Origin of the sequence: Methylophaga sp. UBA5088 (assembly GCF_002414625.1) — a bacterium.
Classification (GTDB): domain Bacteria; phylum Pseudomonadota; class Gammaproteobacteria; order Nitrosococcales; family Methylophagaceae; genus Methylophaga; species Methylophaga marina.
The window spans coordinates 1-8,179 of record NZ_DIAC01000106.1 but is presented as its reverse complement, the minus strand read 5'-3'; the positions used below and the strand labels follow the sequence as shown (position 1 = coordinate 8,179).

Below are 8,179 nucleotides of genomic sequence, written 5' to 3'. Positions count from 1 at the left end.
CCAAAGAATTTTAATTTTTGGTACTTCTTTGGTTCATTAGCTTTACTGGTTTTAGTCATACAGATTGTCACCGGTATATTTCTAACCATGAATTACAAACCTGACGCAGCCTTAGCGTTTGCTTCTGTTGAATACATCATGCGCGATGTTCAATGGGGTTGGCTGATACGGTATATGCATTCCACTGGTGCTTCAGCATTTTTTGTTGTTGTTTATCTTCATATGTTTCGAGGCTTAATCTACGGTTCCTATAAGCAACCACGTGAACTCGTATGGTTATTCGGGATGTTGATATACCTTGTACTGATGGCGGAAGCATTCATGGGTTATCTGCTACCTTGGGGACAAATGTCTTATTGGGGTGCTCAAGTTATTATTTCGCTATTCGGCGCCATTCCTTTTATAGGTGAGCAACTGGCATTATGGATTCGAGGTGACTTTGTTGTTGCAGATGCCACGCTGAATCGTTTCTTTGCCTTCCATGTCATTGCTTTGCCTATTGTCTTGCTTGGGCTTGTTGTCGCACACATCATTGCTTTGCATGAAGTTGGCTCTAACAATCCTGATGGCGTTGAAATCAAGAAACTAAAAAACAAAGAAGGTAAGCCTTTAGACGGTATTCCTTTCCACCCCTACTACACGGTGAAAGATATCGTGGGTGTTATCGTCTTCCTCATCATATTCTCACTGGTATTGTTCTACATGCCAGAGATGGGTGGCTGGTTTCTGGAGCACGCTAACTTCATCCCTGCAGATCCATTAAAAACTCCAGAACATATTGCACCTGTTTGGTATTTCACTCCGTTTTATGCCATTTTGAGGGCTGTACCAAGTATCAATGCTTCTGCATTTCCTGGTGTGGTAGCAATGGGCTTATCTATCGTATTTTTATTCCTATTACCTTGGTTAGATAGAAGTCCAGTTAGATCCATTCGTTACCGTGGCCCTTACTTTAAGATCGCTCTTACCTTGTTTATTATCAGCTTCTTTGTTCTCGGCTTTTTAGGCACACAACCTGCCACAGAGCTGTACACATTGATAGCTCAAATTTCGTCAGTCGTCTATTTTGCCTTCTTCATCTTTATGCCGTTTTATACGAAATTTGACAAAGATAAACCTGTGCCAGAAAGGGTGACATTCAAATGAAATCATTAATACTGACATTATTAATTTCGCTCGCCTCATTTCAGGTGCTAGCAGCAGAAGCCACTCACGTTGATAAAGTTGAAGTTGATATTACTGATCAAGCTTCTCTTCAACGGGGGGCAAAAACCTTCGTTAACTATTGTTTGAGTTGTCATCAGGCTGCCTATATGCGGTATAACCGTATGGCAAAAGATTTGGGGTTAACTGATGATCAGGTCAAAGATAATCTGATGTTCGCATCTGATAAGGTGGGTGACACCATGACGGTTGCTATGCGCCCAGAAGATGCAAAAAAATGGTTTGGTGTAACACCACCAGATTTATCTGTGATCGCGCGTTCCAGAGGAACAGACTGGTTATATACTTATCTGAGAACATTTTATCTTGATTCTTCTCGTCCCGTTGGTACGAATAACCTGGCATTTAAAGATGTTGGTATGCCGCATGTTCTATGGGAACAACAGGGTTATCAGACCAAAGACGAGAAAACAGGCGAATTAATCTCACCTGAAAATGCACCACTTTCTACACATGAATATAATCAGTTAGTTTATGATTTAGTTAACTTTCTTGAATATATTGGTGAGCCATCAAAACTTCAGAGAATGGCACTTGCCAAATGGGTTCTGCTGTATCTGGTATTATTTTTACTGATTGCATATCCATTGAAAAAAGCTTTCTGGAAAGATGTTCACTAAGTCACCATTGATGAAAATAACAGATGATAGGATCAGATAAAAAATGAATAGTACTCGCCGTTCTAAGATGACGGTTTTCTCTGATCCTATCTGTCCTTTTAGTCATCAGATCCGTATCATTCTTCATGAAAAAGAGATTGATGCCAATATTGAGTCTTTAACCGAAGGTAATTGGCCCGAAGAGGTTGCCATTGCTAATCCTTATGGTATTGGTCCAACATTATTTGATCGTGACTTAGTGCTATTCAATGCCAGTGTCATTGCTGAATATTTAGACGAACGCTTTCCTCATCCACCATTGATGCCTGTTGACCCAGTCGCCAGGGCAAAGACACGTCTAATGCTCTATAGAGTTGATAGAGATTGGTACTCACACTGGAATGTCATCTCAGGACGTGAAAAAGGGAATGTCAGCAAAGCCCGTAAAACGATTCAAGAAGACTTGACGGTACTTGCGCCCTTATTTGAAGACTCAGCATTTTTTATGGGTGATGAATTTTCTATATTGGATTGCACGCTTGCGCCATTGTTATGGCGACTTCCAGCTTTAAAAATAAAGCTGCCTGCCAGCGCCGCTGCAGTAGAAAAATATGCACAGAAAATTTTCCGTAGAGAGAGTTTTCAACTGAGTTTAACGCCAGCAGAAAAGGCCATGCGATAAATCTTATGACTTCACAAAAGCCATATCTTATTCGAGCTATACATGAGTGGTTACTCGATAATGCCAGCACACCATATGTATTGGTCAATACAGAGTATGATGGTGTTCAAGTACCCACTGATTTTGTACGTGATGGACGTATCGTGCTCAATATTGCACCTGATGCGGTTAGAGATCTTCATATCAACAATGACTGGCTCAGCTTTTCAGCAAGATTTGCAGGAAAGCCGATGGATATTTTTATCCCCGTGATTGCTGTTCAGGCAATTTATAGCAAAGAAAATAATGAAGGTATGTTTTTTCCAGAAGAGGATAATCCGCCTCCACCACCACATTCACCTGAGCCAGATGAAACAGTGGAAAAAACAGCTAAAAAACCAGCAAGCCGTCCAAGCCTGAAAGTCGTCAAATAGTTTATAGCTGATATTTTTCCATACGATAACGCATCGCCATTCTGGTTAAGCCAAGCTCACGAGCAGCACGTGAAACGTTTCCAGCAGTGCGTTCCAGCGCTTTTTCTAATAAATATTTTTCTACTTGTTCCAAGGTCATATGTCCAAGTACTTCAACAGGATCTTGTTGAAGTGATTTCGTGACGGTTGTCTGCATTATTAACTGGGGTATATCTATTAAACCATCTGTAGACATCATGACGGCACGTTCAACCACGTGCTGTAACTCGCGAATATTGCCAGGCCAGTGGTAATCTTCCAATGCATTTACCGCGGTCTCAGTAAAAACGGGTAAATCAAGTCCATATCGTCTTGCCACTATGGCGACAAAATGCGCCGCGAGTGGTGCAATATCCATTTTTCTCTCTCTGAGTGGAGGCATCTGTAACTGTATGACGTTTAGACGAAAGTACAGATCTGAGCGAAACTCACCATCAGCTACCATTTGAGGAAGATCACGGTTTGTGGCTGCAATAAAATGTGCAGAGACGGGTCTTTCCTGTGTAGCACCAATACGTCTCACCTGACGCCGCTCTAAGACATTCAGTAATTTCGATTGCAATTCAATTGGCAGTTCGCCTATCTCATCCAAGAAAACAGTGCCAGCTTCAGCAACTTCAATGAGTCCTGCTTTAGCTTGGTGTGCATTTGTAAATGCCCCTCGCTCATAGCCAAAAAGCTCAGCTTCTATTAATTCTTTTGGTAATGCAGCACAATCAACGTGCACAAAAGGCTTGTCACGCCATTTACCCGATTGATGGTAGTAGCGCGCGAGCACATCTTTACCTGTACCTGTCTCACCATTGATCAAAATAATGGGAAACTCAGTTTCTGCACGATCAACTAACTGGATTATGCGTTCCATTTGCTGCTTAATTGAATGCATGGCACTACTGTGACCGATCATCACCACAGGCTCGCTACCATGTGCCTCTCGCACATGGGAATAGTCAAGTTGCTGGCTCAGCTTTTGTGTTTGCATCACCTTATTTAAGGTCAGTACGAGCTCATCTAAGTCGACTGGCTTTTTCAGATAGTCTGTTGCCCCCAGTTTCATGGCTTGAACGGCATCTTCTAACTCACCGTAGGCTGTCATCATAATGACAGGAATGGCATGCCATGATTGATGTGCTCTCAGACTTTGTAAAAAATCGAGTCCACTAGCATCCGGTAAACGAACATCGAGCAAGATGACATCCGGTAATGATTTTTCTAAATACACATTGGCATCAGTGATCGTTTCCATCACTGTTGCGGTATGACCTTCTCTTTGAAGCCGCTTCAAAACAGATTTTGCAAACAATGTTTCATCTTCGACTAGTAAAACATTCAACATCAAGTAACCTTAATTAATTTGGGGAGTTTAATTGTGACCGAAGTGCCTTTTTCCTCGTTAGCGTTATAAATTAGCTCTCCTTGGTGCTGCTTTATGACTTTTAAAGTAAAAGGGATGCCTAAACCAAAACTGAGTCGCTTGGTTTCATCTCTACCAATCACATTCTCTTCTATTGGATCAAAGTTAATTCCTTTCCCTTTGTCACGAATGCTGAGTTCAATGTGATCAATGTCTTCTTTGTATACCAGTACTATTTCTGATGAAACAGCTGATGCTTCAATCCCATTCTGTAGGAGGTTAAATATAGCTTGCTCCATCAAATTAATGTCAATCATCAGTTCAGTAGAGCCAGTATCCCAGCCTTCACGTCTGATTTGTATATCTTTGTCTTTAAGCTGCAAATCCATCATTAGGAGTGCATTATCTGCGGCAGCCGTCAATGAATGGTAAATAAAATGGGCTTTGATAGGGTGCAAATAGGTTAATAAGGAGGTCACCCAGCGTTCAAGACGGTCAACAGCGATAATGATATCTTTTAGTGCTTCCTGAATTTCTGGTTCCGTATTCTCATCAAGCGTAACTTGTGATGCAGCGCGTATTCCTGCTAATGGGTTCCTGATATTGTGGGCAACAATAGGAACCAGCTCACCCAAAGCAGCTTGTTTTTTTGCATCAATGAGCCGATCACGATTGATGGCCAAATCATTCGCCATAGAATTTATCGCATCAGAGAGACGAACTAATTCCTCCACGCCACCACGCATTATTTCATGCTTGAGATCACCTTTACTAAAACGCCGCGCGCCATGCATAACTCTGGCGAGAGGTTTAAGTACATTATTATTAACAAACTGTCGTGACAGTAACAATAAAGTGAATGCCAGTAAGACAGGGATAGGAACCAATAACATTAACTGTGACATCCATTTCTGCCGATCATCAGCCAATGCGTACTGCTTACTATTAAGTAAGCTTTCAAACTGGCCAAAAGCATCCTCAAGCTCTTTAAAGGTGTATTTTTCCAATTGTAGGTTAAGTAACTCTTTTTGCTGCTCAGAAGGATTATCTGCCGTTAGTAATAGAGATGTCTCACCGTGAAATCGCTGATAAGCAACCTCAATATCGATAACTGCGTGTAATTCTCTCCCTTCAATTGCTTCCTGTTTGAGTTCCTGAATGAATCCATTGATTCTGTTGGTATAGTCTTCATATTCCTCAGGAGCAGACTCATCATCTAAAAAGTTTGCATCAAAGACTTCTTTTAATTGTCGATATAACTCACCCCGGATATTTTGCATATGATTATTCATCGAGGTTAGCCGTAAAGATTCCTCCGAACTTTGCTGCCATGCAAACGCCCAGACAATACCAACACAGGCAGTCACCAGAATAATAATGAAGAAGCTAAGCTCATGTAATAATAATGAGCCTTGAATACTCCGAAAACGAGATAGTAGTTTCATATAAAAAAAACGGGCTGTTGTTAGCCCGTTCAATCATGTTCCTGTCAGATAAATAATAACTTAGGCTGGCTCATAACTTTCAAAAGTAATACTTTCATCAACCAAAGCCGCTTCACCTTCATGCCAAGTGTCGCCATCGGGCACAATGGTCCTAACCTGATAAATTTCACCAGGAATTTCTTCTGATAGAGTAAATATATAATATTTGCTCGCATATAGCTTATAACGTGCATTTTTAGGATCGTTGATATACGGTTGAATGATATACTGCGTGCCCTTCACTTTTTTACCGTTGTAATCAATATCAACCTGTTTTTTTTCTGCGCCTGCCGCCATTGCCCAGCGAATTTTACGCTGAAAATAGCGCCATTCACCGCCTGTCAGGCGCTTCATATCGTGTACATCAAACTCTAAGAATAAGACAAACACACCATTGCCACGCTGATTTTCCATAGGTTCGTATGGACGTTTAAATTTGCCGGTAAAAAAATCAAACGCGAGATCACGACGACCAGTATTACGAATATTAGACACCTGCATTTTTATAGTGTCTTGTCGTGAGTCTTCAACAAAACTCTCTTTTTTATATTGGTATGTTAATTCACCTGGCTGAGTAATATTTTTCAAGTGTGCTTTATCAAACAACTCATTATTGACTTCAGAAAACCCCGGCTCAGCATATGCAGAACTGAATAGAACAAGAAGCCAGCCTGTCACACATAGCATTAGTATTTTTTTCACTTCGAACCTCTCTCTTTTTTACTTCAATTTTATAGTGTTATTCTTTATGGCTATTCATTATAAATTAGCGATAACCTTATGAAACATGATCGTTTAATTACGCGCTCCATGAAAGCAATATTGTTAGTTTTGACACTATATTTCCTTATTTCGTGCAGTCAATTTCAGCCTGCGGCTCAGATATATGAACGCACTAGCCCTTATTCATTTGAAGACACCCTGTTAAATCTTGATATTGCTATTTCTGAGCAAAACTATCGCATTATCCATCGTAGTCATATTGGACAAGCCGTCCGGGATCGGGGAGATGATGATTTTCCTCTAGCGACTATCACCAACTTTTGTAACATCACCTATGCCAAAGAAATGATGCAAATTAATCCACAGCTCATCAACGAGATGCCCTGTTTTATTAGTGTACGTCAGTCTGGTTCAGATGGCGTGGTGGTTAGCACAAAATTAATGGATGAAGATATCGCCGATACAAAGCAAAGCGAATTTGCAAAAAAAATTAATCTCAATCTGAAAACAATTATCGGGGCAACTATTGAATAGTCACCCCGATACCGGTTTACTTCATCCTAATCGTCATCATCTTTGCGAACACGTTTTTTAGGATATGGATTCACATTTTCCAGTGAAGGCAAATGATATTGAGCCATTATTGCATCAATCTCATCTTTATTTTTTGCTAGAAACTCGTTCAGAAGTGCATTCCATTTTTTATCCTGATAGCGTGTTCCCATACTAAAACTAAAAATAAAGGCCTCACCTAATTCATTCAAAGGCTGTACTGTCATCGGAACATCTGATTCGTTAGCGTAATAACCTGCAATCGGGCCCCATAGTAATGCCACATCAATTGTATCTTTTGCCAGTTCTTCATTAATGATCCGACCTGCATTAACACGGGCATCGCCTGGCATCATTTGGAAATATTGAATTTGGTCAGTCAAACCAAGATCCAACAGCGCTTTTGTTGCTACGCCACGATCAAAAATACCAATGCGCAGTGGTTTACCATCTTTTTTGGCTGTAGCAATATCTTTTAATTGATTCAGTTCATACCCTTCGCCTTTACGATAAACCATCGCTTCAATTGAGCTCCAATATGGTTTAGTTGGTTTTAGAAAGTCAGTATGCTCTGGAATACTCATCGCTAAATCACACAAAAACAATCCTGTCTCTGGATCAACTTTTTTAATTGTATTTCGTGAAAAGCCAATTCGTTGCGGGAAAAAGTAATACTCAACAGGTAATCCTAATTCTTTACCTAGTAGCTCAGCAATCTTATTGTCAAAACCTTCCCCTTCTCTATTTGAGTAAGGTAGGTTATAGCCATCGGCACAGACGCGAACGGCTTTTTGTCCAGGTAGGGGCTTCAAGTCACCTGCTGCATATGAGGATGTTGAACCCAGTAGGACTCCCATAATAACTAGTGCCCAATACTTTATTTTGGTCATTCTCTCTTCCTTTTTTTGATTATGAAAAACTTTCGACCATAAAGCTAACATATTTGTTTCAAAAAAAAGACCCGACATCAAAAGATGCCGGGCCTTCTATTCAGATTAAGATTACAGCGTAATCTATATCATCTGGGTCTTACAGGCTGAATACACTCAGAACACCACCCAGGTTAGTCCAGCTAGACAGTGATTTGTATGCACCGACTGCGCCAAGAC

At 40.6% G+C, this 8,179-nt stretch carries 9 protein-coding genes; 5 read left to right on the top strand and 4 right to left on the bottom strand.

Going from position 1 to position 8,179, the window contains the following annotated elements; genetic code table 11:
- The 4 genes from B4K20_RS13505 to B4K20_RS13490 all read left to right on the top strand — a co-directional run.
- Positions 1–1,146: cytochrome b (locus tag B4K20_RS13505; protein ID WP_289283269.1), on the top strand; the 1,146-nt coding region annotated here is incomplete at its 5' end.
- A complete protein-coding gene (locus B4K20_RS13500; protein WP_289283268.1) occupies positions 1,143–1,844 on the top strand; it encodes a cytochrome c1 in 702 nt (233 codons plus the stop codon). The genes B4K20_RS13505 and B4K20_RS13500, both read left to right, overlap by 4 nt.
- Positions 1,845–1,887: 43 nt before the next feature.
- Complete coding sequence (locus B4K20_RS13495) at positions 1,888–2,505, top strand: glutathione S-transferase N-terminal domain-containing protein (protein ID WP_289283267.1); 618 nt, start codon at positions 1,888–1,890, stop codon at positions 2,503–2,505.
- A gap of 5 nt (positions 2,506–2,510) precedes the next feature.
- Positions 2,511–2,918, top strand: coding sequence for a ClpXP protease specificity-enhancing factor (locus B4K20_RS13490; RefSeq protein ID WP_286305703.1), 408 nt, complete (start codon positions 2,511–2,513; stop codon positions 2,916–2,918).
- A 1-nt stretch (position 2,919) separates the two neighbouring features.
- Here B4K20_RS13490 and B4K20_RS13485 read toward each other — a convergent pair whose 3' ends face one another.
- The 3 genes from B4K20_RS13485 to B4K20_RS13475 are packed head-to-tail and all read right to left on the bottom strand — an operon-like array spanning position 2,920 to position 6,497.
- Positions 2,920–4,293 (bottom strand): sigma-54-dependent transcriptional regulator, encoded by a 1,374-nt coding sequence (locus B4K20_RS13485; protein WP_289283266.1) that lies wholly within the window; start codon positions 4,291–4,293, stop codon positions 2,920–2,922.
- Positions 4,293–5,789, bottom strand: coding sequence for an ATP-binding protein (locus B4K20_RS13480; protein ID WP_289283265.1), 1,497 nt, complete (start codon positions 5,787–5,789; stop codon positions 4,293–4,295). The genes B4K20_RS13485 and B4K20_RS13480 overlap by 1 nt, the downstream gene beginning before the upstream one ends.
- Before the next feature lie 27 nt (positions 5,790–5,816).
- On the bottom strand, positions 5,817–6,497 hold the full coding sequence (locus tag B4K20_RS13475) for a hypothetical protein (protein WP_289283264.1): 681 nt from the start codon (positions 6,495–6,497) through the stop codon (positions 5,817–5,819).
- Between the two features lie 78 nt (positions 6,498–6,575).
- On the opposite strand from B4K20_RS13475, the gene B4K20_RS13470 reads away from it, so the two are divergent.
- Positions 6,576–7,052, top strand: a complete 477-nt coding sequence (locus B4K20_RS13470; protein WP_289283263.1) for a DUF302 domain-containing protein — start codon at positions 6,576–6,578, stop codon at positions 7,050–7,052.
- A gap of 26 nt (positions 7,053–7,078) precedes the next feature.
- Here the strand turns inward: B4K20_RS13470 and B4K20_RS13465 are convergent, their stop codons facing one another.
- A complete protein-coding gene (locus B4K20_RS13465; RefSeq protein WP_289283262.1) occupies positions 7,079–7,960 on the bottom strand; it encodes a quinoprotein dehydrogenase-associated putative ABC transporter substrate-binding protein in 882 nt (293 codons plus the stop codon).
- Positions 7,961–8,179 lie beyond the last annotated feature (219 nt).